We start from the raw sequence: 24986 nt of genomic DNA, 5'->3' as shown, positions 1-24986 counted from the left end.
ATCCTGCCTTTATTTAAACTGTTTGAGGAAACGCAGATCGTTTTCGAAGAAAGAACGCAGATCGGTAACACCGTAACGCAGCATGGTCAGACGCTCCATCCCCATACCAAATGCAAAGCCCGAGTAGATTTCCGGATCGATGCCAACATTACGCAGCACGTTCGGGTGAACCATCCCGCAACCCAGTACTTCCAGCCACTTACCGTTTTTGCCCATCACGTCTACTTCCGCAGAAGGTTCAGTGAACGGGAAGTAGGAAGGACGGAAACGAACCTGCAGGTCTTCTTCAAAGAAGTTACGCAGGAAATCGTGCAGCGTGCCTTTCAGGTTGGTGAAGTTGATGTTGGTATCAACAATCAGCCCTTCCATCTGATGGAACATCGGGGTGTGAGTCTGATCGTAATCGTTACGATATACACGGCCCGGGGCGATAATACGGATCGGCGGCTGTTTTTCCTTCATGGTGCGGATCTGCACGCCGGAAGTCTGCGTACGCAGCAAACGCGTCGCGTCAAACCAGAAAGTGTCGTGGTCAGCGCGCGCCGGATGATGGCCAGGAATGTTCAGCGCATCGAAGTTATGATAGTCATCTTCGATTTCCGGACCAGTCGCCACGGTAAAGCCCAGCTCACCAAAGAAACTTTCAATCCTGTCAATTGTACGCGTTACAGGATGCAGACCGCCGTTTTCGATACGACGCCCTGGCAGGGAGATATCGATAGTTTCTTCTGCCAGACGAGCATTCAGGGCAGCACTTTCTAATTCGGCCTTACGCGCGTTCAGCGCTTGCTGCACCTGCTCTTTGGCTTCGTTTATCACCGCACCTGCTGCCGGGCGCTCTTCTGGCGGCAGTTCGCGCAGGGTTGTCATCTGAAGGGTCAGGTGCCCTTTCTTGCCCAAATATTCGACGCGGACATTGTCTAACGCGGCAACATCTGAAGCCTGGTTAATGGCGGCCGTTGCACTGGCAACCAGCTCTGCGAGATGTGACATGGTTTTCCTCGTTATGTTGCGATATTCACTAGTCGCTCATATATACGCAAAATCATTCAAGTTGTATCAACGCAGCAAAAGAGCGAATGCAGCCAATACAGAGACAACTTGAAGGATGACGCGTATAAAAAAAGCCTCCACCAGGGAGGCTTTTAGGCGCTGTTTTCCGTTTCTTCTTTCACGCGCAAGCCTCCTGATTTCAGGTGCTAAAGTAAAAGAAGAAGCGGAAAATAGCAGCATTCATGCTTGCGTTACCTTGTGTGGTAAAAACCGGACAACCTTTATTGAAAAGGCTTACGGATAAATTGTCAACTAATTGATTGTACTGCAAATAAAAGAGAGGGAGCCAGGCTCCCTCTTTTCACCGGCTTATGCCAGAGCTGCTTTCGCTTTTTCGACCAGAGCGGTGAACGCTACTTTGTCGAATACTGCGATGTCAGCCAGGATCTTACGGTCGATTTCAACAGAGGCTTTTTTCAGGCCGTTGATGAATTTGCTGTAAGAAATACCGTTCTGACGTGCTGCTGCGTTGATACGCGCAATCCACAGTTGACGGAACTGACGCTTTTTCTGACGACGGTCACGATAAGCGTACTGACCAGCTTTGATAACAGCCTGGAAGGCAACGCGGTATACGCGAGAACGCGCACCGTAGTAGCCTTTAGCTTGTTTCAAAATTTTCTTGTGACGTGCACGGGCAACTACACCACGTTTTACGCGAGCCATATGTGCTCTCCTGTATCTATATTCTTAGTAAAAAAATGAATTAAACGTTAACGGCTTATGCGTACGGCAGGCACGCGATAACCAGACCCAGATCGCCTTTAGACACGAGGCCTTTTGGACGCAGGTGACGTTTACGCTTAGTAGATTTTTTGGTCAGAATATGACGCAGGTTTGCGTGCTTACGCTTAAATCCACCACCACCGGTTTTTTTGAAACGCTTAGCAGCACCGCGTACGGTCTTAATTTTTGGCATTTTAATAACTTCCACTTCGCATTGTTAATAAACGAAACGTAGGCGAACAACGGCTGTGGAACCCGTAGGCTCCACAGACATTGCTACTTGAAGGCCTTACTGTTTCTTCTTAGGAGCGAGCACCATGATCATCTGGCGGCCTTCGATCTTCGTAGGGAAGGATTCGACTACTGCCAGTTCACTCAGATCGTCACGGACGCGGTTGAGCACTTCCATACCGATCTGTTGGTGGGCCATCTCACGACCGCGAAAACGCAGCGTGATCTTAGCCTTATCGCCATCTTCCAGAAAGCGTACCAGGCTGCGGAGTTTTACCTGGTAATCGCCATCGTCGGTGCCAGGACGGAATTTAATTTCCTTAACCTGGATAACTTTTTGCTTTTTCTTCTGTTCCTTAGAAGACTTACTCTTTTCATAAAGGAACTTGCCGTAGTCCATAATACGACAAACTGGCGGTTCGGCGTTAGGGCTGATTTCAACTAAATCTACTCCAGCTTCTTCAGCTTTTTCGATCGCTTCTCTCAGACTCACAATACCCAAAGCTTCGCCTTCCAGACCTGTTAAGCGAACTTCCAGGGCGCGAATCTCGCCATTGATACGATTCGGACGTGCCGTTTGAACTCGTTTTCCGCCTTTAATACCTTATTCCTCCAGTTGTTGAAGACTGCGGCTGCGAATCTCTTGTTGCAGCTTCTCAATCACTTCATTTACGTCCAGGCTGCCCAAGTCTTTGCCACGACGGGTGCGCACGGCAACTTTGCCTGCTTCTACCTCTTTGTCGCCACAGACCAACATGTAAGGGACACGACGTAAAGTGTGCTCGCGGATTTTAAAGCCAATCTTCTCATTTCTCAAGTCTGCTTTTACACGAATACCCGCATTTTGTAGTTTCTGCGTTAATTCGTTAACGTATTCAGACTGAGAATCGGTGATGTTCATGACCACAACCTGAACCGGCGCAAGCCAGGTCGGGAAGAAGCCAGCGAACTCTTCGGTCAGGATACCGATGAAACGTTCCATCGACCCAAGAATTGCACGGTGAATCATAACCGGCACCTGACGTTCGTTGTTTTCGCCAACGTAAGAGGCGCTTAAACGGGACGGCAGGGAGAAGTCCAGCTGTACAGTACCGCACTGCCATGCACGATCGAGGCAGTCATACAGGGTAAATTCAATTTTCGGACCGTAGAACGCGCCCTCACCCAGTTGGAACTCAAACGGGATGTTGTTTTCTTCCAGCGCAACGGCCAGGTCAGCTTCAGCACGGTCCCACATTTCATCGCTACCGATACGTTTTTCGGGGCGAGTGGACAGTTTGACGACGATTTTCTCGAAGCCAAAGGTGCTGTACATATCGTAGACCATACGAATGCACGCGTTAACTTCATCACGAATCTGCTCTTCAGTACAGAAGATATGCGCATCATCTTGAGTGAAGCCACGAACACGCATCAGTCCATGCAGCGCACCTGACGGTTCATTACGGTGGCAGCTACCAAACTCAGCCATACGCAGCGGCAGATCGCGATAGGATTTCAGACCCTGATTAAAGATCTGTACGTGGCCAGGGCAGTTCATTGGCTTAATGCAGTATTCACGGTTCTCAGAAGAGGTGGTGAACATCGCATCTTTGTAGTTGTCCCAGTGACCTGTTTTTTCCCACAGCACGCGGTCCATCATGAACGGACCTTTCACTTCCTGATACTGGTATTCTTTCAGTTTTGAGCGAACAAAGACTTCCAGTTCACGGAAGATAGTCCAGCCATCGTTGTGCCAGAACACCATACCCGGCGCTTCTTCCTGCATGTGATACAGGTCAAGCTGCTTGCCGATTTTACGGTGGTCGCGTTTGGCCGCTTCTTCCAGACGTTGCAGGTAGGCATTCAGGGCTTTTTTATCTGCCCATGCAGTACCATAAATACGCTGCAGCATCTTGTTATTGCTGTCGCCACGCCAGTATGCCCCAGCGGTCTTCATCAGTTTGAAGTGATGGCAGAAACGCATATTCGGCACGTGCGGGCCACGGCACATATCGACATATTCTTCATGATGGTACAAGCCAGGCTTGTCATCATGGGCAATGTTTTCATCAAGAATGGAGACTTTATAGGTCTCGCCACGCTTCACGAAGGTTTCACGCGCTTCGTACCAGCTGACTTTCTTCTTAATGACATCGTAGTTTTTCTCAGCGAGCTCGTGCATCCGCTTCTCAAGCGCGTCGACGTCTTCCTGGGTTAACGTACGGTCAAGATCGATATCGTAGTAAAAACCGTTATCAACAACCGGTCCGATCGCCATTTTGGTGTGCGGCCAGAGTTGTTTGATCGCGTGCCCTAACAGGTGCGCACAGGAGTGACGAATGATCTCCAGACCTTCTTCATCCTTCGCGGTGATGATGGAGAGCTTCGCATCATGCTCAATCAGATCGGAAGCATCTACCAGCTCACCGTCAACACGGCCAGCAATAGTGGCTTTCGCCAGGCCTGGACCGATGTCCAGCGCAACATCCATGGGGCTTACAGCGTGGTCGTAATGGCGTTGGCTGCCATCAGGAAGAGTAATAACAGGCATGTTATATCCTTATTTGCAGTGGTGACCCACACGTAAGATCACATACAAAGATTCAATATTTAAAATTATCAAAAAGGTGTGGGCTGATTCCCGCTTCACTCTGCGAAATATGTCACTGGTCGCCTTAAAGACCACACTGGACCTACACCCGCTTTTTGATAACACCGTTTGACAGTGTACACGGCATTACGGGTCGATCAAAGCAGCAATCAACGCGCGCTCTATGATGTAAATCAATTCACTGACACCCAACCATCTTTGTTACACTTGCACAAAGTCATCTAACCTGAGCAGGAAAAAAACAATGCCCACAAATCGCTTTGCGAAGAAACACTGGAAGATGGTTGTGATTCTGCTCGTTATTTGTGCGGCCATGTTGATGCTGCGCTGGGCTGCGATGATCTGGGGCTAAATGACGCTCACCCGCTGTTCCGATTTCGTTTATTTATCGATTAATCGAATTCGTCTGAAAATAACGCGTTATGGCCAGGTAGAAAAATAAAACGCAAATTAAATATTAAATAAACTTAACTTTAATTTAGAAAAGCCAGGCCATTTATTTGACCCGGCTTGTCACTACATCCGATAACCGAGAGAAACTGTCGTGCGGCGATCGGTATGCTCCGGCGCTGTTGCCGGTGGTTCAGAGTTCCAGGTCACGTTGTAAGCCACCTTTAACCCAAAGTGTTCGTTGATGGCAACGTTCAGGGCAGTTTCAGAGTTGAGTGTGGTATCGTCAGCGCCGAATACCGACACACCCTGAGTAAACTTGGTATTGTCCGTCATCTGCCATGCGTAGGCCCCGGACGCATAGCCCAGCGGCTGTGTTTCGGTGGTGCCATCCGTGTGCTCGTCATAGCGCACGCCAGGACCGAATTCGAAACGGAAGCTGTGCACAGGCCCGTTGAGGAACTGACGACCATAACCCGCGGTCAGCACATCACGCTCGCGGTAGCCGTTGTAGCGGTCGGTCAACCAGCTTGCCTGTCCAAAGAGATAGTCATAGTCGGTCATGTTGTAACGACTACGGCCACCTACGGCATATTTCTCCGATGAACGCTCATCATTTGAGGAGGTATTACTGGCATTTCCCCACAGAGACCATGCGGTCGTTTGGCCGTACCAGGTCATGGTGGTATCTGCGGTTAAAGAAGAACTTTTTGTGTTGCCTGACTGGGCGAGATATCCCGCGTTCAGGTTACCTTCAAAGGGTTTTTTCGCGCTGGAAGGGTCATCCATGACAGTAAAAACGGAATCATCGGCGGCAGCATGCATTGACGCAAGCAGGCCTCCCGTCAGCAGTAATGCTGCGGGCACTGTCTTCAAAAGCTTCATTTATTAAGAGTCCGTACAACAAAAAAAGAGACCATTACGGTCTCGGAAACTTTCATATGGATCAATGACAAAAGACCCTTGAAAGGTAACAAATTATAAAAAGACTCGAATAACATAGCAATAAATTCTTATTTCATTTTTTGAATAAGAGCGTTCCTAAACCTTTATTTTATTTATATAACTTTATGACGATAATTTTAAATAAAGATATGAAAAATCATGTTGTTAATTACTTCACTTTCGGGAGGTTAAGTGCCAGACTGAGGACAGCCTAACAGGAGGTAAAGATGGTACGTATCTATACGTTAACACTTGCGCCCTCTCTCGATAGCGCAACAATCACCCCGCAAATTTACCCGGAAGGTAAGCTTCGTTGTACCTCGCCAGTTTTTGAACCCGGCGGTGGCGGCATCAACGTCGCTCGCGCAATTGCCCATCTTGGCGGAACCGCAACGGCGATTTTCCCCGCGGGGGGTGCAACCGGAGAGCATCTTGTTGCATTGCTCGCCGACGAAAATGTTCCCGTATCCACTGTCGAAGCCAAAGATTGGACCCGACAAAATCTTCATGTCCACGTTGAGTCCAGCGGCGAACAGTATCGTTTTGTCATGCCTGGCGCTGCGCTGACCGATGACGAGTTCTACCAACTTCAGGATCAGGTGCTGGAAATTGAATCTGGTGCATTGCTGGTCATCAGCGGTAGTTTGCCGCCCGGCGTACAGCTTGAGAAGTTGACCCGACTGATTACCACCGCACAAAAACAGGGGATCCGCTGTATTGTCGACAGTTCAGGTGAAGCACTGACGGCGGCGTTAGCCATCGGCAATATCGAACTGGTTAAACCTAACCTCAAAGAACTGAGTGCGCTGGTAAATCGAGAACTGACACAGCCCGATGATGTGCGCAAGGCCGCACAGGAAATCGTACATAGTGGAAAAGCGCACCGCGTTGTGGTCTCGCTTGGGCCGCAAGGGGCGCTGGGCGTAGATCGAGATACCTGCGTTCAGGTGGTTCCGCCACCGGTGAAAAGTCAAAGCACCGTAGGCGCGGGCGACAGTATGGTCGGGGCCATGACGCTTAAACTGGCTGAGAATGCACCTTTTGAGGATATTGTCCGTTACGGCGTCGCCGCAGGTAGCGCTGCAACGCTAAATCAGGGTACGCGCCTGTGCTCTTTGGACGACACGCAAAAAATTAATTCGTATCTCACTCAGTAATGACACCGTCCCTCTTTTGAAGAGAAAGGGGGATTCTCGCGTAAAACTGTCAGCATGGGTGTTATGCGACTATGATAAAAAATCACGTGATTACAAAGAAGTGAATCATGTGCAGTCAGACGTCTCCACAACGGTACGGGGTGAAAAAGAGCGACAAACATTAAGTGCCTTTCCAGCGATGACGCGTCCGTGGTGTGCGTCAGTTCGTGTTTTTTAACCGCATTCTTGCGCTAACCTTATGATCTGGCAGACAACATGGGGAGAGACATCATGTGGCAGGCTATCAGTCGTCTTTTAAGCGAGCAATTAGGTGAAGGCGAAATCGAACTGCGTAATGAACTGCCCGGCGGAGAGATTCACGCCGCATGGCATTTACGCTATGCGGGGCGAGATTTTTTCGTCAAATGCGATGAAAGAGAGCTGTTAACCGGCTTTACGGCAGAAGCCGATCAGCTGGAGCTACTTTCCCGCAGTCAAACTGTATCGGTACCGAAAGTCTGGGCAGTAGGCGCAGACAGAGATTACAGCTTTCTGGTGATGGATTTCCTCCCTCCCCGTCCGCTTGATGCGCATAACGCGTTTATCCTCGGTCAACAGCTTGCGCATTTGCACGAATGGAGCGACCAGCCTCAGTTTGGTCTCGACTTTGATAACGCGCTCTCTACCACGCCGCAGCCCAATACCTGGCAACGTCGCTGGTCAACCTTTTTCGCCGAGCAGCGTATAGGCTGGCAACTGGAACTCGCCGCTGAAAAAGGCATTGCGTTTGGCAATATTGATGCCATCGTCGAACATGTCCAGCAACGTCTCTCTTCTCATCAGCCGCAGCCGTCTCTCCTGCACGGTGATTTGTGGTCCGGGAACTGCGCCCTCGGTCCTAACGGTCCGTACATCTTTGACCCTGCCTGCTACTGGGGGGACAGAGAGTGCGACCTGGCAATGCTGCCGTTACATATCGATCAGCCGCCGCAAATTTATGACGGTTACCAGTCTGTCTCACCACTACCGCTGGACTTTCTCGACAGGCAGCCAATCTACCAGTTCTATACGCTGCTGAATCGAGCAATTCTGTTCGGAGGACAGCATCTGGTTGTGGCGCAGAAAGCGCTGGATAGATTACTCGCTGCTTAACTACGTACCGCGTTGCTTATCAGGCCTGCCGTTTCGCAACGTGGCAGGCCCGATAGAGCGGCACTTACAAAAAGCCCAGCAATGAGAAGAAGAAGTAGCCGATCACGATAACGATCACCGGCAAAATATAAAGCGGGAAAATTTGTAAGAAGATCGTATGGTGCGGTACCACAATTCGCGACTCAAGTTGCTCGCGGGATAATCCTTCACTGCCTTTTGCCTGTTCCAGAATCAGCTGATCCTCAACGCCTTCGCGTAAGAAACGTGCCTGGCGGCTCATTCTGGCGCCTGAATCTTGCAACGCCAGACCGATAAAAATCAGGATGAATATCAGCCAAAAAACGAGATTCAGTCCACTTTGAAAATCGGGCGTTGGCGAGTTATACCAGAACACGTTAAGAAAAGGTGTATTAACCCGCATCATATCGATCATCACGTGAGCAAAATCGAGCATGACCGCGTTAATTCCCTCCTGCTTTTCGCTGTGCGCATACATAAACTTCAGTACAGAAACCAGTGTTGAAATCAGCGCGGGAATGAAAATTACCCATCCCGCCAGCCTTTTCAAGACGGCAATGCGTCCAGCTTGTTGATACGTCATGAGTTCCCCTTGATAAAGACGTGTCATTTTGGCCTAAGTTTACCCGCTGATAACCGTTTTCGCCTGATCTTTAAAGGCGGTATACTGCTGAATTAGCCATAATGAACGCTCAGAGCCTGTTTTGACTGGCTCTTAATCCCTTTTATCACCGTAAAGGAGAGGTTGTAATGTCAACCCCGCGTCAAATTCTTGCTGCAATTTTCGATATGGATGGATTACTGGTCGATTCTGAACCGCTTTGGGATCAGGCTGAACTGGATGTGATAGCAAGTTTAGGCGTTGATATCTCCCGCCGCCATGAACTTCCCGACACCCTTGGCTTACGCATCGATATGGTGGTCGATTTGTGGTTTGCGCAGCAACCGTGGAACGGTCCCTCACGTCAGGAGGTCACCGAGCGCATCATCACCCGGGCCATTGCGTTAGTGGAAGAAACAAAACCACTGCTGCCGGGTGTGCGTGAAGCCGTGGCGTTGTGCAAATCTCAGGGAATCAAAGTAGGACTGGCATCCGCCTCGCCGCTGCATATGCTGGAAAAAGTGCTGACCATGTTTGATCTGCGCAGCAGCTTCGACGCGTTGGCTTCTGCAGAAAAACTGCCCTACAGCAAACCGCACCCGCAGGTTTATCTCGATTGCGCCACAAAACTGGGCATTGACCCGTTAAACTGCGTAGCACTGGAAGACTCGGTAAACGGCATGATTGCTTCGAAAGCCGCCCGTATGCGTTCCATCGTGGTACCTGCACATGAGAATCAGGACGATCCCCGCTTCGTCCTTGCCGACGTCAAACTAACCTCGCTCACCGAACTTACTGCCGCTCATCTGCGCGGCTAATCCTGTAACTGGCAATGATCGTATTGCCCGCTTTCTCAGTTCCTTATTTTTAAAACAGCGTTTCATTTTTAATTGAATTTCTGTTTAACCTCTCCTATTCTTGCCCTATAGAGCAAGCGTTAATGACATAAATAGTTGAGGTGAGCATGATTCAGGAAGCTTTTCGTCTCGAAGGTAAAGTAGCCATCGTCACTGGATGTGACACCGGCCTTGGGCAGGGTATGGCAGTGGCGCTGGCTGAAGCGGGCTGCGATGTAGTCGGCGTGAATCGTAAAATACCACATGAAACCGCAGAGAAAATTAACGCCCTCGGTCGACGTTTTATGGCTATTCAGGCCGACCTCAGCCAACAAGATGCTCTCACCAGCATCGTGACACAATCGGTGTCGGCGTTTGGCCGGATCGATATTCTGGTCAACAATGCGGGAACCATACGCCGTCAGGATGCGCTGGACTTCAGTGAAAAGGATTGGGATGACGTGATGAATCTGAATCTCAAATCTGTTTTCTTTCTGTCACAGGCCGTGGCGCGCCAGTTTCTGGCTCAGGGCAATGGCGGAAAAATTATTAACATTGCCTCGATGCTCTCTTTTCAGGGCGGAATCCGCGTCCCTTCCTATACAGCATCAAAAAGCGGTGTACTGGGCATCACTCGCCTGCTCGCCAATGAATGGGCGGCCAAAGGAATTAATGTCAATGCTATCGCACCCGGCTATATGGCGACCAATAATACCCAGCAGCTGCGCGCAGACAGCGAGCGCAATCAGGAGATTATCGATCGTATTCCCGCAGGGCGCTGGGGCACGCCAAATGATCTGAAAGGCCCGGTCGTATTCCTCGCAAGTTCCGCCTCTGACTATATTCATGGCTATACGCTAGCCGTGGATGGCGGTTGGCTGGCGCGGTAATGGCGCACTTGTGACAAAGGGTTACAACGTCACCTCTTCCGCCTACTGTATAAAACCCCTATACTGTATGAATCGACAGTTTATTGGGTTTTATCATGACGGCGGAAGGCCACCTTCTTTTTTCTATTGCCTGCGCGGTATTTGCCAAGAATGCCGAGCTAACGCCCGTTCTTGCGCAGGGTGACTGGTGGCATATTGTTCCTTCCGCCATTTTAACGTGCCTGCTGCCGGATATTGATCATCCCAAATCCCTGCTGGGGCAGCGTCTGAAGTGGATATCAAAACCCATTGCCCGGGCATTTGGTCATCGCGGGTTTACGCATAGCCTGCTTGCAGTCTTTGCCCTGCTGACCACGTTTTACCTGAAAGTCCCGGACACCTGGATAATACCGGCTGATGCCTTACAAGGTATGGTTCTCGGTTATCTCAGCCATATTCTGGCCGATATGCTGACCCCAGCGGGCGTTCCCCTGCTTTGGCCCTGCCGCTGGCGTTTTCGTCTGCCCATTCTCGTGCCGCAAAAAGGCAACCAACTGGAGCGGTTTCTGTGCATGGCACTGTTCGCATGGGCAATCTGGATGCCGCAGACCGTACAAGAGAACAGCGCTGTACGCTGGTCTTCGCAGATGATTAATACGCTACAAATGCAGTTCAATCGTTTCATAACGCATCAGATTGACTAATAAATCAGCCAAAAAGTCATTTTCGGTATAAACAATTCCATTTGAATATAAGAGGCATGTCACAGTTCTGCTAATCTTGCGCCAACAGAATCACCTTTAAACGGTGATACGCATAATAAGATCAGGAGAACGGGGATGAACTTTCCTTTAATCGCGAACATTATCGTGTTCATAGTGCTGCTGTTCGTGCTGGCGCAAGCCCGGCACAAACAGTGGAGTCTGGCCAAAAAAGTACTGGTCGGTCTGGTCATGGGTGTCGTGTTCGGCCTTGCCCTGCACACCATTTATGGTTCCGACAGCCAGGTTCTTAAAGATTCCGTACAGTGGTTCAACATTGTCGGCAACGGTTATGTCCAGTTGCTGCAGATGATTGTTATGCCGCTGGTATTTGCATCTATTCTCAGCGCCGTTGCGCGTCTGCACAATGCCTCTCAGTTAGGTAAAATCAGCTTCCTGACCATCGGAACGCTACTGTTTACCACGCTGATTGCCGCACTGGTTGGGGTTCTGGTGACCAACCTGTTCGGCCTGACCGCCGAAGGTCTGGTGCAAGGTGGTGCCGAGACGGCCCGTCTGAACGCGATTGAAACCAACTATGTTGGCAAAGTGGCTGACCTCAGCGTTCCGCAACTGGTGCTGTCGTTTATTCCGAAAAACCCGTTTGCCGATCTGACTGGCGCCAACCCGACGTCGATTATCAGCGTAGTTATCTTCGCAGCATTCCTGGGTGTAGCCGCACTGAAACTGCTAAAAGATGATGCACCAAAAGGCGAGCGCGTTCTGGTGGCTATCGATACCCTGCAAAGCTGGGTGATGAAGCTGGTTCGTCTGGTGATGCAGTTGACGCCGTACGGTGTTCTGGCGCTGATGACCAAAGTGGTTGCCGGTTCCAACCTTCAGGACATCATTAAGCTGGGTAGCTTCGTCGTGGCCTCTTATCTCGGTCTGGGCATTATGTTCGTGGTTCACGGGATCCTCTTGGGTATTAACGGCGTTAGCCCGCTGAAATACTTCCGTAAGGTATGGCCGGTGCTGACTTTCGCCTTCACCAGCCGTTCCAGCGCAGCCTCAATTCCGCTGAACGTTGAAGCGCAAACCCGTCGTCTGGGCGTGCCTGAATCCATCGCCTCTTTCGCCGCCTCTTTTGGCGCCACGATTGGCCAGAATGGTTGTGCGGGTCTGTACCCGGCAATGCTGGCAGTAATGGTCGCGCCGACCGTTGGAATCAACCCGCTGGACCCAATGTGGATTGCCACGCTGGTTGGTATCGTGACCGTAAGTTCCGCAGGGGTTGCGGGTGTCGGTGGCGGTGCAACATTTGCCGCGCTGATCGTTCTGCCTGCTATGGGTCTGCCGGTCACGCTGGTTGCGCTGTTGATCTCCGTTGAACCGCTGATCGACATGGGTCGTACTGCGTTGAACGTAAGCGGTTCCATGACTGCCGGTACGCTGACCAGTCAATGGCTGAAGCAGACCGATAAAACTATTCTGGACAGCGACGATAACGCCGAACTGGCGCATCGCTAAGTCTGTCAGCTAAAAAACAAAAAACCGCCGGAGTATCATGCTCCGGCGGTTTTTTTATATCCATTAATCGCTTAGTTCATTTTCCTGACGAACCTGATTAGCCCAGCGCTGCGCTGATTCCGGGACCGTAAATGCAGGCGAACGTTGAAACGACTCCCCCATTAAGACAAAAGCGACATATTTTCCGCGCAGTATCCATACGTCACGAAACGCATCCATTTTAATCGCATGCTCTGGTGGAGCGGGCTCCACGCGAGGAACATAGCTGATAACCGGACGATTTTGTTGGCGAAGAGGTTTCATAATCAGTTGCTTCACTAAAGACAAATTCTAAAAATCAGAAAACTGCTATCTTAGCCGATTTTGCCTCCTGACGTCCTGCCTTGCGTGCGCTGTTTGCCTGGTTCATCGCGCTTTACGTCATCGACCTGTACCTGCGCCGCTGAATGAGTGGTCTATAGTTAAAGTTTTTGACAGCAACAACGACCCTTTCAGCGATGAAAACAGGAGACGAGTTTAATGTCACAGAACGATAAGCACCCACTCCATCACTCAGCGCCGGTTCATGATGCCAGCGAATCCCAGCCAGGACTTGACTCACTGGCGCCAGCAGACGGTTCACATCAGCCAGCACCTGAACCCACACCACCAGGCATGCAACCCACCACATCCGGCAGCTTAAAAGCGCCTGACGTCACAAGTGACAAACTCAACGCGCTGGACAGTTTTCGCAAAGGAAGCGAGGATTTTGCCCTGACCACCAATCAGGGCGTGCGCATTGCGGACGATCAAAACTCTCTGCGCGCCGGAAACCGTGGGCCAACTCTGCTGGAAGACTTCATCCTGCGGGAAAAAATCACCCATTTTGATCATGAACGCATCCCGGAGAGGATCGTACATGCCCGAGGTTCTGCCGCTCACGGTTACTTTCAGCCCTATGCCAGTCTCAGCGCGACGACGAAAGCGGACTTTCTGAGTGATGAAAATAAAATCACCCCGGTTTTTGTCCGATTCTCTACGGTTCAGGGCGGCGCAGGCTCTGCGGATACGGTCAGAGATATACGGGGATTTGCGACCAAGTTTTACACTGAAGAGGGCATTTTCGACCTGGTGGGAAACAATACTCCCATCTTCTTTATTCAGGATGCCCATAAATTCCCAGATTTCGTCCATGCAGTTAAACCGGAGCCGCATTGGGCCATCCCGCAGGGCCAAAGCGCCCATGACACCTTCTGGGATTATGTCTCATTACAGCCTGAAACGTTGCACAACGTCATATGGGCAATGTCCGATCGGGGTATTCCGCGCAGCTATCGCACGATGGAAGGCTTTGGTATTCACACATTTCGGTTGATTAATGCGCAAGGGAAAGCCACCTTTGTCCGTTTCCACTGGAAACCGCTGGCAGGCAAAGCTTCGCTGGTATGGGATGAAGCGCAAAAACTTACCGGTCGGGATCCCGACTTTCATCGCCGCGATCTGTGGGAGGCGATTGAAGCGGGCGATTATCCGGAATATGAACTGGGGCTACAGCTCATTCCTGAAGAGGACGAATTCAAGTTCGATTTTGACCTGCTCGATCCAACGAAATTGATACCTGAAGAACTGGTTCCGGTACAACTCGTCGGTAAAATGGTGCTAAACCGCAATCCGGACAATTTTTTCGCCGAAAATGAGCAAGTAGCTTTTCATCCCGGACACATCGTCCCGGGCATCGATTTTACTAACGATCCCTTGTTGCAGGGCCGCTTGTTCTCCTATACCGATACCCAGATCAGTCGTCTGGGCGGGCCCAACTTCCATGAAATCCCAATTAATCGCCCAACCTGTCCGTATCATAATTTCCAGCGTGACGGCATGCATCGCATGGACATCGATACTAACCCGGCCAACTATGAACCGAATTCCATCAATGATAACTGGCCGCGTGAAACACCTCCGGGGCCAAAACGCGGTGGATTTGAGTCGTACCAGGAACGGATTGAAGGAAACAAAATCCGCGAACGCAGCCCCTCTTTCGGCGAATACTATGCGCAGCCTCGTCTGTTCTGGCTAAGTCAGACGCCAATTGAACAGCAGCATATTATAGGCGGATTCAGTTTCGAACTTAGCAAAGTTACGCGCCCCTATATCAGAGAAAGAGTGGTCGAACAGTTAGCTCATATTGATACTGCCCTCGCCACGGCGGTTGCCGGGAATCTCGGTTTTGAACTCACTGAGGAACAAACCAAAATTATACCGCCGGCCAACGTCAACGGTTTGAAAAATGCGCCGTCACTCAGTTTATATGCAGGTGCGCAAGGTGAGATTAAGGGCCGTGTGGTCGCCATTTTACTTAATGACCAGGTGAAATCGGCCGATCTGCTCGCCATCATGCAAGCCCTACAGGCCGAAGGTGTTCATGCCAAACTGCTCTATTCCCGAATGGGGAATGTGGTTGCCGACGATGGCTCCGTTCTGACAATCGCCGGTACCTTTGCGGGTTCGCCATCCCTGACGGTCGATGCAGTCATTGTTCCATGTGGGAATATTGCGGATATCGCAATGAACGGAGATGCCCGATATTACTTACTCGAAGCGTATAAACACTTAAAACCTATCGCCCTGGCTGGCGATGCTCGTCGGTTTAAAGCAACGTTGAATATCAAAAAGGAAGGAGAAGAAGGCGTGGTGGAAGCGGACAGTGCAGACACACAGTTCATGGATACCCTGCTGACGCTGATGACCGCGCACCGCGTCTGGTCACGCGCCGGAAAAATAGACACGATTCCGGCCTAAAAAAATGCGGCGCATCAAGCGCCGCAAACTCAGGAATTACACGTTTAGAAAACTGCCAAGACGATAACCGCGCTCCGCAATAGCATATTTCAGTGACGAAGACGTCAGCACGTCGAGCTCAGTTAAGCGGGGGTAACAGTAGGCACTTTGACGAATAATGTCATCGATAAAAGCCGGATGACACATCACTTCCAGCGAGGATTCTCCGCGATCGGCTGACGCATCAAGCATCTGCAAAAACAGAGCTTCAGAAATCGCCTCACCGTAAAACTCGCTGCTGAATCCCTGGGAAGTCCGTAAGGTTTCCGGTAAGTCAGACGCCTGGAATACCGCCTGACGATCGATACGCAACGCAATCCCCTTCTGGGCAGCAAACCCTGCTACGATAGGGAAAATTTGCGGGAACATATGCACATGGTGATGGCTATCCAGATGCGTCGGCTCTCGCCCGAACAGGTCAATAAAACGCTGATACTGTGCGGCCAGTTCCTGAGAAATTTCATCCAGCGGCAGAGTGTCTTCCTCCGCCATCTGCCAGATCCATTTCCCCAGTACACCGTCACGAGTAAGGCCTGGCATTGCCGTCAACGGCCTGCCCAGCGTCAGAACAAAGTGCATTCCGACGGCAAGTTCAGGTATGTCGCGACTCAGCTGTACCGCATGGTCAATTGCCGCACCGTTAACCAGCGCCGTGGTCGAGGTGACAACACCATTGCGACAAGCTTCAACAATGCCGTAGTTTTGTCCTTTACTCAGGCCAAAATCATCCGCATTTACAATCAGTACGCGTTCCATAGCCGACCTCGGTTAGTGTTGTTCGCTTTTGAGTTTCTCAATGCACCCGGCGAAGTTTGGCAGCCATTTTTCATGCGCCAGAATCAGCTCACGCGCCAGAATTTCGGCATCGCTGTCAGAATGCACCAGCGGGCTCAGGTTCAGCGCCAGCAGCACATCATTCAACTCACCGCTCAACGCTGCGTTGCTCGCCGCCACTTCAAAACCTTTAATGGTATAGATAAGGCCGAGCACTTTCTCATCAAAATGGGTAATTCGCGGATGCGGCGTAGCACCGTTACGCCCCAGCGTACAGGTCATCTCAACCGCCCAGTCCGCAGGAATATTATCAACATGCCCATGATGTGGAATGTTGACATAGTGCTCAGTCTGTTTGTCGTTGTAGATGGCATTGATCACTTCACAGGCCGCATCGGAGTAATAGGCCCCGCCGCGCTGCTCCAGCTCTTTCGGTTTAACGTTTAGCTCAGGATTTTTATAGAGATCAAACAGTTGTTTTTCTACTTTTTGTACTACCTGAGCACGTGCGCCACCCTTATAGTACTCGCCCATTTCGATCGCCAGCATCTCTTTTGGCTTGAAGTAGTACAGCAGATACGAGCACGGCAGCAGCTTCAGCGAACGAATCAACCCTTCGCTGAACGGCAGGTCGAAGATGTTCTTCACGCCAGAGGCTTTCAACTGACCCGAAGCAACGCCGTCCAGCAGTTCATCAAAGCGTGACACACCGTTGACCAGAACATCCTTAATGAAGACCATATGATTCAGACCAAACAGGTCGATAGATAAGTCATCACTCTCTTTCAGCGCCAGCACGTCGCTGATGAACATTTTCATGCCGATCGGAATATTACATACGCCGATGAATTTCTTGAAATTCGTATGGCGATAAACCGCCTCAGTCACCATCCCGGCTGGGTTAGTGAAGTTGATCACCCACGCATTCGGGCACAATTCTTCCACATCTTTAACAATATCAAAGATAACCGGAATGGTACGCAGGCCTTTGAACAGCCCGCCAGCGCCGTTGGTTTCCTGCCCCAGATACCCGTGGCTCAGCGGAATGCGTTCATCCTTTTCACGGGCTTGCAGTTGCCCTACACGCAGCTGGGTGGTAACGAAATCAGCATCTTTCAGTGCTTCACGGCGATCCAGAGTTTTAAACAACTTCATCGGTACGCCGGCTTTATCGATCATGCGCTGGCATAGGTCAAAAATAATGTCCAGTTTCTCTTTTCCACCGTCGACATCAACCAGCCACAACTCAGAAACCGGTAATTCATGATAGCGCTTAATAAAGCCTTCAAGTAATTCAGGGGTGTAGCTGCTCCCGCCACCGATAGTGACGACTTTTAATTTCTGGCTCATACTTTCTCCCTTCAGTGTCAAAACACTGACGTGTATTATGCTCAACCCGTATGTCAGGTATAGCGTGGCTGTCCCGACGCTATTTTGGGCAAGCTATAAAAAATGGGTTATTGGCAAATAATTTCTACTGATTAAATTCAGTTAATTTCTTACGGTAGCTATTCGGTGTAAACGACGTCAGCTTTTTAAACGTTTTAATAAACAGGCTTGGACTACTGTAGCCAGACTCGTAAGCAATATCCGTTACAGAATAGTTCGTCATTTCCAGCTGTTTTTTAGCAAAGTTAATGCGGATTTCATTAATAATCTGCATCGGCGTTTTGCTGTAATAACGCTGGGTTGCACGGGTCAGATACTCCTGGGATTTCGCGGACAGGTGTACCATATTTTCCAGCGCGTTCTCGCTAAACTGCCGTTTGTCGTGCATGGTCTCGACGGTGGTTTTAAGCCACTGCGGAATATCATCCAACACCTGCTCTTCGCGATGATGACGTAACCGATTAATAATATAGAAGGTGACCACTTCTACAAATTCATCCAGTCCGCTCTCGCGAAAGTTAAGTGATGCAATAACCGTTTCAATATAGGTAAGAAACGAGTTATTCGCCCGATAGACCTGCGATGCAACGAAACAAAATGGCAGTAGCGGGTGATAGTGCTGTTCAAAAAAACGTTTACTGATGCCGACGTTAAGGATCCTTGTCGCACCAAAATCATAAAAACTTTGGTGGTGCGATCCCAACGGGATAAAGACAAAGTCTCCACGTTCGAGTAGTACGCGTTTACCGTTGATTTCCTGATAATAGCGCCCGGTTAAAACCAGGGTAAATTCATAGTAGTCATGCTGATGCAGCCCGCTGATACTCTCAGTTTTGTTATAGATGAACACATGGAAATTTTTGCCATTAAACAGTTGCTGTTCATAAACAGTTTTGATTTCCGGTGCGTTAATCTGTAGCTGCATTATGCACTCCTCGCTATTTCAGCTTTTCGTGAAGTTCAATCAGTTCAGTCACCAGCTCACGCGCCAGCATTGATGTCATCAGGTGGTCCTGCGCGTGGACCAGCACCAGGCTAACTTTCATTTTACCTTCACCCTGATCGCCTTCAATCAGTTTCGTTTGCACGAGGTGCGCTTCGTTCAGAGCCAGACGAGACTGGTCCATCATCGCCTTGGCCGACTCGAAATCGCCTTGCTTGGCCATTTTAAGTGCGCCGTACGCCAGGCTACGCGCCTGACCGGAGTTGATGATGAGGCCCATCACCACTTCTTCAAGTTCTTCTGCTTCGGACTGCGTGTCGACGATATTCTCGATATCCAACATACTTTTTTCCTCTGGTTCAGTCCGGCATGACCGTGAAGCCATGCCGGATTAAATTTAGAATTTCAATGCGTTAGCGATATCTTCTTCGCTTTCTTCTTGGTCAATAACGTTCTGCGCTTTGTTGGCTACCACCACGAACGGCAGGTAAACCAGCGTTGCGATACCGAGGTTGAACAGCGCGACCAGCAGAGCAGCGACACTACCGTTGGTGTTAAAGAACGCGCCCAAACCGGTTGGCATGGTCCACGGTGCAATGTTGGTAATCGGTGGAATAATGCCTGAGTAATAAGCTGCCAGCGTAATCGCCGCCAGTATCGGTTGCACCAGGATGAACGGGATAAACATCACCGGGTTCATGATGATCGGCAGACCGAACAGGATAGGTTCGTTAATCTGGAACAGACCTGATGGCAGTGCCAGTTTAGCAACCTGACGATAGTCAGGACGACGCGATGCCAGGAAGATAGCGATAATCAGACCCAGCGTTGCCCCGCTACCCCCAAGGAAAATATAGGAGTCGAGCATCGGTTTCGCCCAGACGTGGAACGTCTTACCGGCTTCCAGCGCGGCATCTACGGAACCAAACTGTTGGTAGATAGAGATGTTTTCCAGCGCCCATGGCGTCATGATACCGCTGTCCAGCGCAGTCAGCGCCAGTGAACCGTGAATACCAAAGAACCACAGCAGCGGAACAAAAATCACGTAGGCCCAGCCCACCACGCTGCCCAACGACGCCAGCGGAGTTGAAATGGAATCCATAATGATCTGGTGGAAGTTCGTACCCCAGGTGTTCAATGCCCAGGCAATGATCCCCATAATGGAGAGGATAAGGAAGCCAGGAATCAGCGCAGAGAAAGAGCGCGATACAGATGTCGGTACGCTATCAGGTAATTTAATGACCCAATTGCGACGAACCACAAAGGTGAACATTTCCGCGACCGCGAGGCCGATAATGATACCGGAAATAATATTGGCACCGCCGAGCCAGTTCGCGCCAACGGCATAGGCTTCACCCACGCTATAAGGCGTTACGGTCATAAACGCGGCGACAGATAACAGCCCGGCAGCCAGTGAGTCGACTTTACGTTCTTCTGCCAGCGCCATGCCGATAAAGAACGGTGCCATCAATGACATGATACCCAGCGTACCGTTATAGACGTTTCCACCAATGCCTTTCAAGCTATTCAGCGTTTCAATAGTTGAAGCATCAAGTCGAATGCCCATTGAATAAAAAAACGACCCCTCCCCAAAGCTCAGGAAAACGTTATTGATTAATACAAACATGGCCCCTGCGAGGGTTAACGGCATTAAACGAATAAAACCGTTCTTGATTGCATTAACGTGTGGCTGCTTTCCAATTTTTACAGCAAAAGGAAGGAGTACCTTTTCAAGTGAAGCAATAGCGTTACTCATAGAAAAATACCCTTAAATACCGCAATTAATAATTGCGGTGAATGTTAATGAAATAACTCTTTGACGGGAAAAATTAAAATAAAATAATTAATTTGCTGCGGCTTTTTTAATTGCTGCAACAGCAGCCTTAAGCACGCCTAAACCATCGACTTTGCCATACAGCAGCGAGTCAATCACTTCCACAGGCTTGTTGGGTAACAAACGCTGAATTTCGGGCAACATATAAGCAATTTGTGGACCTAATAACACGACATCGGCCGTTGGACCTTTTTCTCCGGCCAGCGTTTCAGGAAACGCTTCAATAATAACCGGCACTTCGTATTTTTCGGCCTGAGCACGCATCTTCGAAACCAACAATGAAGTCGACATGCCCGCAGAACAAAACAGATAAATGTGTTTCTTTTCCATTAAAACGATCCTCATATGCGATTATCTGTCAACCAGACACTCCGCAAGCCATAACCTGCATCCATGCTCTGGGTAACTTGCGTCAGCTAAATTACTTTTTTAGGTGGCTGAAATGAGTATACGGGATTGCACCAGTGGATGGTATTTCCTTGACCAACTAAATTGTCTCTCCTTGACCTGTCGTTATGACCCCCCTCACATTTCGGGCAAATAATTCGCGGCAATAAATAAGATCGTTCGGCACAAAAAAACCGGCACGATGGCCGGTTCGTCTGAATGCTCAGGCAATAAGCAGTTGTTACTTCTTCGCCGCCTGCGGGTCGGTGTCGTACTCTGCGCAGGTCTGGTAACCGGAGTTAATCACATGTCCGGTGTCATCTAAAGCAACAAAATAGGTTTCAGCTTTACCATCTCGTTGACCCAGGATGTAGGTCTGGCATGTCCCTCGCGCATGAATCATGCTGACTTCAGAAGAAGGTTTACCGGCAATCTGCGCCACCTGCGCCCGGCTCATCCCTTTCTTCACATCTTTCACCACGGGCTGAACAAATTGGTCTTTGGTACGATCGTAAGCCGTACACCCTGCCAGCATAGTCAAAACAGCCGCTGCACTCAGAATTCCTGTTAGGTTCTTGTTCATATTCCGTCCTCTTGTATTTCAGCGTGTTATATAAGCCTGGAGCACAACAACGCATTTTTCAAGCAATCAGATGATACTTAGGCAGTTTCGGAAAATTCTATTAAAACAAAATGATGCTCGCATCCCTTGTCGTTTGGGCCTCAACGCGATAATTTTAACACATCATTTTTTTGATCATTTTATTTTCCATAGGGGGTTAAATGACTCTGCAGCAAGAGATAATCCAGGCGCTTGGCGCAAAACCGCACATCAATGCAGAAGAAGAAATTCGCCGCAGCGTGGATTTCCTTAAATCTTATCTGCAGACCTACCCCTTTCTGAAATCACTGGTATTAGGGATTAGCGGCGGGCAGGACTCAACGCTCGCGGGAAAACTATGCCAGATGGCTATTTCCGAGCTTCGCGAAGAAACGGGGAATGACGCGCTGCAGTTTATTGCCGTACGTCTGCCATATGGCGTTCAGGCTGATGAACAGGACTGTCAGGATGCCATCGCCTTTATCCAACCGGACCGCGTACTCACCGTCAATATTAAGGGTGCGGTACTGGCCAGTGAACAGGCCCTGCGTGAAGCGGGTATTGAACTGAGCGATTTTGTCCGTGGCAATGAAAAAGCCCGTGAACGTATGAAGGCTCAGTACAGTATCGCCGGCATGACCAGCGGCGTTGTCGTGGGAACCGATCATGCAGCAGAAGCCATCACCGGATTTTTCACCAAATACGGCGATGGCGGTACTGACATTAACCCTATTTTCCGTTTGAACAAGCGTCAGGGTAAGCAACTGCTTGCCGCGCTGGGTTGCCCGGAACATTTATATAAGAAAGCACCAACCGCCGACCTCGAAGACGATCGTCCTTCTCTGCCGGATGAAGCCGCATTAGGCGTCACCTATGACAACATCGACGATTATCTGGAAGGAAAAACGCTGACTGCCGACATCGCGAAAAAAATTGAAGGTTGGTATCTGAAGACCGAGCACAAACGTCGCACACCGATTACGGTGTTTGATGACTTCTGGAAAAAAGCGTAATTCTTTTAGTCACATATTGCCGGATAGCACTGGGATCACCGCTGTCCGGTCCCTCCTCCTGATCTGATGCCGCTTTTTTAATCGGTTCCAAACTGTTATACTGGATGGATAACCAGCATCCGGAGTGAGAAGTGGTACGGCGTCAATCAGCCCCGCGCCTGACATTTGAGGCAGCGGCAATCTATGAATATCCTGAGCACCTGCGTCCATTTTTGAGTGCGCTTCCCGCTGTGCCAGGCGTCTATCTGTTTCACAGTGAAAGCGACACTATGCCGCTCTATATTGGTAAAAGCGTCAATATTCGCAGCCGCGTGATGGCACACCTGCGTACCGCAAACGAAGCAGCAATGCTGCGTCAGGCCAAACGCATTAGCTGGATTTGTACCGCGGGAGAAATTGGTGCCCTGCTGCTGGAAGCGCGATTGATCAAAGAACAACAGCCGTTGTTTAATAAACGACTGCGGCGCAATCGTCAGCTTTGCGCCTTGCAGCTTACCGACCGAACTGTTCAGGTTGTCTACGCACGAGATATTGATTTCTCCCATGCCCCCAATCTGTTTGGCCTGTTTGCCAATCGTCGCGCAGCGCTACAAGCGTTGCAAAGCCTCGCGGATGAACAACAGCTGTGCTACGGCCTGTTGGGGCTGGAACCCCTGAGTCGCGGGCGCGCCTGTTTTCGCTCCGCGCTTAAGCGATGCGCCGGAGCGTGCTGCGGGAAAGAGAGTCATGAAGCCCATCATTTGCGTCTGTTAGAGGCGCTGGAAAGAGTGAGAGTGATTTGCTGGCCATGGAGCAATGCCATTGCGCTGCAGGAAACCCGCGCTGAAATGACACAGTACCATATCATCAACAACTGGCTGTGGCTGGGAGCCGTTTCAACGCTGGATGAAGCGGCTACCCTGGCGCGTATGCCGGCCGGCTTTGACCATGATGGCTACAAAATTCTCTGTCGGCCTGTTCTGTCTGGTCAATATGACATTATTGAACTGCGTCCGGAGAATGGCCCGGCATCCAGTTAATCTCGCTGAACAGCAGTTTTCCCTCGCGCTCCAGCAGTCGTAAGGTGTGTTTACCGTCGTGCCAGCTTGCACCCTGATCGGCGGTCAGTAGCTTATCGCCCAGTTGCCAGGCACCGCTGATAACAAATACCACGCCGCCGCGCGAACCAAAAGTCGTAAACGTGCGGTCGGCAACTCTGACTTTCGCCTGGCAGACATCCCGTCGGGTCATGATATTGAAATCCATCGACATCTGCCCTTCTGTCAGCTTCGCTTTTACCACCTTGTCACCGGCAAAGGTAAAAGGCTGATGCTGTTTCAGAGTATGTGTGAAGGTGTTTGACTCTTCCAGGGTCACTTCTCCACCTTCCAGCAGGGTAATCACGCGTTCTACGCCGGGAAAGAGAGAAAACTCTCCGTTGGCTGCAATGGAGGCGATACTCGCCCGCCAGTGAAAATCTCGTGTTGCTGGCGGAAAACAGCAAATCTCACGGGTTTCTCCCGCACCATTTCGCCACAGATTGACCGGCATTTTGCGGATATCAAAGTATTCCATCATCCCTCCAGAAAGACGCAGCACGGCAACCCGCCGTAAACAGGCAGCCATAAATCATGATTGGTATGTTCACCCTGCAGATTATTGTTATCGGCAGCAGAGTTGATTTGCCTTAGCGATGAACCCGGTGTTTTGCAAAAAAGAATAACGCGCTGATCCAGGTAGAATTTTCACGGGCTTCAGGAGAATAGCGTGTCGTGTGTCCGGTGCAATAGGCAGGAAAGAAAAAACCGCCGATCCTGCCCACATCGTTAAACGTGTTGTGGACAAGAGCGGCGGTCTTGAGTTTGGTTTCACGCTGTGCGGCAATCAGTGCAACACAGCATGAATGATTTAGTGTAGACGCTGATCGATTACTCGGCAGCTTGTGGCATTTTACCTTTCTGCGCTGCACGTTCTGTCAGACGCTTCTCAAAATTGGCATTAAACTGCTTTTTCTGTTCCGGGGTTAGAATGTTGTAAATCTTGTTCTGAGTTTCCATATGCGCCAGCATGTTGGCTTTGCGCTGTTCTTCCATCTTCGCAATCTGCGCTTCGGCTTTCGCTTTATCGAAACTATCGCTGGCAATAATGTCGTGCATCGCGCGACGCTCTTCCAGCGGCGGACGTTTCATCTGGTCGCGTTGACCTTTCATGATCTCGCGAATCTGCTGTTTCTGAGCATCGGTCAGGTTCAGGTCTTTGAACATCATGTCGTGATGCGGGGCGAATTTACCGTTGTGGTGCATCATCGGTTTGGCATCAGCTGGCGCAGCTGTTGTCGTGTCAGCGGCGTGAGCCAGGTTGGCAGCACCCAGGGCCAGAGTAGAGGCAACAAACAGAGCAGTCAGTTTACGCATAATTTCTATCCTTTCTTTCAGTTATTTTTACGACACTCATGCGACTCTTATGCA

At 50.1% G+C, this 24986-nt stretch carries 28 protein-coding genes and 1 other annotated feature; of the genes, 10 read left to right on the top strand and 18 right to left on the bottom strand.

The window, feature by feature from the left end; translation table 11 throughout:
• Positions 1 to 9 precede the first annotated feature (9 nt).
• From pheS to thrS, 6 genes are all read right to left on the bottom strand, one after another.
• Positions 10 to 993: a phenylalanine--tRNA ligase subunit alpha gene (pheS, locus tag WN16_RS14015; RefSeq protein ID WP_003832580.1), complete on the bottom strand. Its 984-nt coding sequence runs from the start codon at positions 991 to 993 to the stop codon at positions 10 to 12.
• 124 nt (positions 994 to 1117) lie between these two features.
• Positions 1118 to 1242 (bottom strand) — a sequence feature (Phe leader region).
• Positions 1193 to 1237 (bottom strand): pheST operon leader peptide PheM, encoded by a 45-nt coding sequence (pheM, locus tag WN16_RS24435; protein ID WP_001386830.1) that lies wholly within the window; start codon positions 1235 to 1237, stop codon positions 1193 to 1195. Its footprint overlaps the feature before it by 45 nt.
• A gap of 120 nt (positions 1243 to 1362) precedes the next feature.
• Positions 1363 to 1719, bottom strand: a complete 357-nt coding sequence (gene rplT / locus WN16_RS14005) for a 50S ribosomal protein L20 (protein ID WP_003030578.1) — start codon at positions 1717 to 1719, stop codon at positions 1363 to 1365.
• Positions 1720 to 1774: 55 nt separating this feature from the next.
• Positions 1775 to 1972 carry a 50S ribosomal protein L35 gene (gene rpmI, locus WN16_RS14000; protein WP_003030583.1) on the bottom strand — a complete coding sequence of 66 codons (198 nt, stop codon included), beginning with the start codon at positions 1970 to 1972 and terminating at the stop codon, positions 1775 to 1777.
• A 96-nt stretch (positions 1973 to 2068) separates the two neighbouring features.
• Entirely contained in the window at positions 2069 to 2611 is a 543-nt protein-coding gene (infC, locus tag WN16_RS13995) for a translation initiation factor IF-3 (RefSeq protein ID WP_048997935.1), read from the bottom strand.
• Between the two features lie 3 nt (positions 2612 to 2614).
• The gene (gene thrS, locus WN16_RS13990) at positions 2615 to 4543 is read right to left on the bottom strand and encodes a threonine--tRNA ligase (RefSeq protein ID WP_003832572.1); all 1929 of its coding nucleotides are present in this window, start codon (positions 4541 to 4543) and stop codon (positions 2615 to 2617) included.
• A gap of 304 nt (positions 4544 to 4847) precedes the next feature.
• Between thrS and yniD the strand changes: the two genes are divergently transcribed.
• The gene (gene yniD / locus WN16_RS13985) at positions 4848 to 4955 is read left to right on the top strand and encodes a small membrane protein YniD (protein ID WP_003030590.1); all 108 of its coding nucleotides are present in this window, start codon (positions 4848 to 4850) and stop codon (positions 4953 to 4955) included.
• Positions 4956 to 5119: 164 nt separating this feature from the next.
• Here yniD and WN16_RS13980 read toward each other — a convergent pair whose 3' ends face one another.
• Complete coding sequence (locus WN16_RS13980; RefSeq protein ID WP_003840911.1) at positions 5120 to 5878, bottom strand: YdiY family protein; 759 nt, start codon at positions 5876 to 5878, stop codon at positions 5120 to 5122.
• Positions 5879 to 6165: 287 nt separating this feature from the next.
• Here WN16_RS13980 and pfkB point away from each other — a divergent pair, with 287 nt between their 5' ends.
• The gene (pfkB, locus tag WN16_RS13975; RefSeq protein WP_044699994.1) at positions 6166 to 7095 is read left to right on the top strand and encodes a 6-phosphofructokinase II; all 930 of its coding nucleotides are present in this window, start codon (positions 6166 to 6168) and stop codon (positions 7093 to 7095) included.
• A 270-nt stretch (positions 7096 to 7365) separates the two neighbouring features.
• A complete protein-coding gene (locus WN16_RS13970) occupies positions 7366 to 8226 on the top strand; it encodes a fructosamine kinase family protein (protein ID WP_044699997.1) in 861 nt (286 codons plus the stop codon).
• A gap of 64 nt (positions 8227 to 8290) precedes the next feature.
• Here WN16_RS13970 and WN16_RS13965 read toward each other — a convergent pair whose 3' ends face one another.
• Positions 8291 to 8827, bottom strand: a complete 537-nt coding sequence (locus WN16_RS13965; protein ID WP_003030600.1) for a YniB family protein — start codon at positions 8825 to 8827, stop codon at positions 8291 to 8293.
• 167 nt (positions 8828 to 8994) lie between these two features.
• On the opposite strand from WN16_RS13965, the gene hxpB reads away from it, so the two are divergent.
• The 4 genes from hxpB to tcyP all read left to right on the top strand — a co-directional run bounded on the left by hxpB (position 8995) and on the right by tcyP (position 12781).
• The gene (gene hxpB, locus WN16_RS13960; protein WP_003030602.1) at positions 8995 to 9663 is read left to right on the top strand and encodes a hexitol phosphatase HxpB; all 669 of its coding nucleotides are present in this window, start codon (positions 8995 to 8997) and stop codon (positions 9661 to 9663) included.
• Between the two features lie 146 nt (positions 9664 to 9809).
• Complete coding sequence (gene kduD / locus WN16_RS13955) at positions 9810 to 10571, top strand: 2-dehydro-3-deoxy-D-gluconate 5-dehydrogenase KduD (protein WP_003840907.1); 762 nt, start codon at positions 9810 to 9812, stop codon at positions 10569 to 10571.
• Between the two features lie 83 nt (positions 10572 to 10654).
• Positions 10655 to 11254: a metal-dependent hydrolase gene (locus WN16_RS13950; RefSeq protein WP_086551139.1), complete on the top strand. Its 600-nt coding sequence runs from the start codon at positions 10655 to 10657 to the stop codon at positions 11252 to 11254.
• A gap of 135 nt (positions 11255 to 11389) precedes the next feature.
• On the top strand, positions 11390 to 12781 hold the full coding sequence (tcyP, locus tag WN16_RS13945) for a cystine/sulfocysteine:cation symporter (RefSeq protein ID WP_003843455.1): 1392 nt from the start codon (positions 11390 to 11392) through the stop codon (positions 12779 to 12781).
• 63 nt (positions 12782 to 12844) lie between these two features.
• On the opposite strand, the gene cedA is transcribed toward tcyP, so the two are convergent.
• A complete protein-coding gene (cedA, locus tag WN16_RS13940; RefSeq protein ID WP_229235686.1) occupies positions 12845 to 13087 on the bottom strand; it encodes a cell division activator CedA in 243 nt (80 codons plus the stop codon).
• Positions 13088 to 13300: 213 nt separating this feature from the next.
• Here cedA and katE point away from each other — a divergent pair, with 213 nt between their 5' ends.
• Positions 13301 to 15559, top strand: a complete 2259-nt coding sequence (gene katE, locus WN16_RS13935; RefSeq protein WP_003843454.1) for a catalase HPII — start codon at positions 13301 to 13303, stop codon at positions 15557 to 15559.
• A 36-nt stretch (positions 15560 to 15595) separates the two neighbouring features.
• On the opposite strand, the gene chbG is transcribed toward katE, so the two are convergent.
• From chbG to osmE, 7 genes are all read right to left on the bottom strand, one after another.
• Entirely contained in the window at positions 15596 to 16354 is a 759-nt protein-coding gene (chbG, locus tag WN16_RS13930) for a chitin disaccharide deacetylase (protein ID WP_044700002.1), read from the bottom strand.
• 12 nt (positions 16355 to 16366) lie between these two features.
• Positions 16367 to 17722, bottom strand: coding sequence for a 6-phospho-beta-glucosidase (locus WN16_RS13925; protein ID WP_003030616.1), 1356 nt, complete (start codon positions 17720 to 17722; stop codon positions 16367 to 16369).
• A gap of 124 nt (positions 17723 to 17846) precedes the next feature.
• A complete protein-coding gene (chbR, locus tag WN16_RS13920) occupies positions 17847 to 18689 on the bottom strand; it encodes a transcriptional regulator ChbR (protein ID WP_085951046.1) in 843 nt (280 codons plus the stop codon).
• Positions 18690 to 18699: 10 nt separating this feature from the next.
• Positions 18700 to 19047: a PTS N,N'-diacetylchitobiose transporter subunit IIA gene (chbA, locus tag WN16_RS13915; protein ID WP_003030618.1), complete on the bottom strand. Its 348-nt coding sequence runs from the start codon at positions 19045 to 19047 to the stop codon at positions 18700 to 18702.
• A gap of 54 nt (positions 19048 to 19101) precedes the next feature.
• Positions 19102 to 20460 carry a PTS N,N'-diacetylchitobiose transporter subunit IIC gene (gene chbC / locus WN16_RS13910; protein ID WP_003030619.1) on the bottom strand — a complete coding sequence of 453 codons (1359 nt, stop codon included), beginning with the start codon at positions 20458 to 20460 and terminating at the stop codon, positions 19102 to 19104.
• An 87-nt stretch (positions 20461 to 20547) separates the two neighbouring features.
• Complete coding sequence (gene chbB / locus WN16_RS13905) at positions 20548 to 20868, bottom strand: PTS N,N'-diacetylchitobiose transporter subunit IIB (RefSeq protein WP_003840900.1); 321 nt, start codon at positions 20866 to 20868, stop codon at positions 20548 to 20550.
• A 298-nt stretch (positions 20869 to 21166) separates the two neighbouring features.
• Entirely contained in the window at positions 21167 to 21508 is a 342-nt protein-coding gene (gene osmE / locus WN16_RS13895; protein ID WP_003030621.1) for an osmotically-inducible lipoprotein OsmE, read from the bottom strand.
• Positions 21509 to 21708: 200 nt separating this feature from the next.
• Between osmE and nadE the strand changes: the two genes are divergently transcribed.
• Together nadE and cho are read left to right on the top strand one after the other, a co-directional pair.
• The gene (nadE, locus tag WN16_RS13890; protein ID WP_003840899.1) at positions 21709 to 22539 is read left to right on the top strand and encodes an ammonia-dependent NAD(+) synthetase; all 831 of its coding nucleotides are present in this window, start codon (positions 21709 to 21711) and stop codon (positions 22537 to 22539) included.
• 131 nt (positions 22540 to 22670) lie between these two features.
• Positions 22671 to 23558 (top strand): excinuclease Cho, encoded by an 888-nt coding sequence (gene cho, locus WN16_RS13885; protein WP_003030624.1) that lies wholly within the window; start codon positions 22671 to 22673, stop codon positions 23556 to 23558.
• Here the strand turns inward: cho and ves are convergent.
• Both ves and spy read right to left on the bottom strand, forming a co-directional pair.
• Positions 23518 to 24093: an environmental stress-induced protein Ves gene (ves, locus tag WN16_RS13880; RefSeq protein WP_003030626.1), complete on the bottom strand. Its 576-nt coding sequence runs from the start codon at positions 24091 to 24093 to the stop codon at positions 23518 to 23520. The two genes, cho and ves, sit on opposite strands and share 41 nt — an antisense overlap.
• Positions 24094 to 24446: 353 nt before the next feature.
• Positions 24447 to 24932, bottom strand: coding sequence for an ATP-independent periplasmic protein-refolding chaperone Spy (gene spy, locus WN16_RS13875; protein ID WP_003030629.1), 486 nt, complete (start codon positions 24930 to 24932; stop codon positions 24447 to 24449).
• Positions 24933 to 24986: the final 54 nt, after the last annotated feature.

It is taken from the genome of Citrobacter sp. ABFQG (genome assembly GCF_004322975.1).
Lineage (GTDB): Bacteria > Pseudomonadota > Gammaproteobacteria > Enterobacterales > Enterobacteriaceae > Citrobacter > Citrobacter freundii.
Note: the sequence above shows the minus strand (reverse complement) of the source record. Positions and strands in the feature narration are given on the sequence as shown.